A 630-nucleotide genomic window follows, 5' to 3' on the forward strand; every position below is an offset into this window, starting at 1 on the left:
CACCGCCCCGCAGGTCTCGCTGTCGGTGCTGGAAAGCTGGCAGCGTTATCTGCGTGCATACCGCAAGGCGGACGGGCAGCCTTACCGCAACAACGGTCAGCGTGAGCGGCTCAATGCTTTACGGCTGTGGTTCCGCGCGCTGCTGCACCGTCACCAGATTTTATACAACCCGGCTGACCAGCTCGTGCTGCCGAAAAAAGAAAAACGCTTACCCGGACAGGTGATGAATGTGGCCGAAATCGGGCAGGTGCTCACCAGTCTGGACTGCGGGACGCTGCACGGTTTTCGCAACCGGGTGATGCTGGAAGTGCTCTGGAGCAGTGGCATTCGCCGGATGGAACTGGCGAACCTGCGCCCCGGGGACATTGACAGCGGGCGCGGGGTGCTCTGTGTGCGTCAGGGCAAGGGGCAGAAAGACCGGGTGGTGCCCCTCGGCACCCGGGCACTGGACTGGCTCACCCGCTATCTGGGGCAGGTCCGCCCGCGGCTGGCGGCGCATCGGGACAGTGGTTACCTGTTTATCTCCGACCGGGGACGCGGCCTGTCGTGTGATTACTTAAGCCAACTGGTCGGCAAGGCTATCCGTGAACAGGCGCAGCTCGATAAACCCGGTGCCTGTCACCTGTTCCG

General features: G+C 63.2%; 1 protein-coding gene. It reads left to right on the forward strand.

Annotation, left to right across the window (positions count from 1 at the left end; all coding sequences use genetic code 11):
- Positions 1 to 630, forward strand: a 630-nt coding sequence (locus tag Xmir_RS22270) for a tyrosine-type recombinase/integrase (protein ID WP_145956965.1), incomplete at both ends; no start/stop codon positions are given.

The organism is Xenorhabdus miraniensis, from assembly GCF_002632615.1.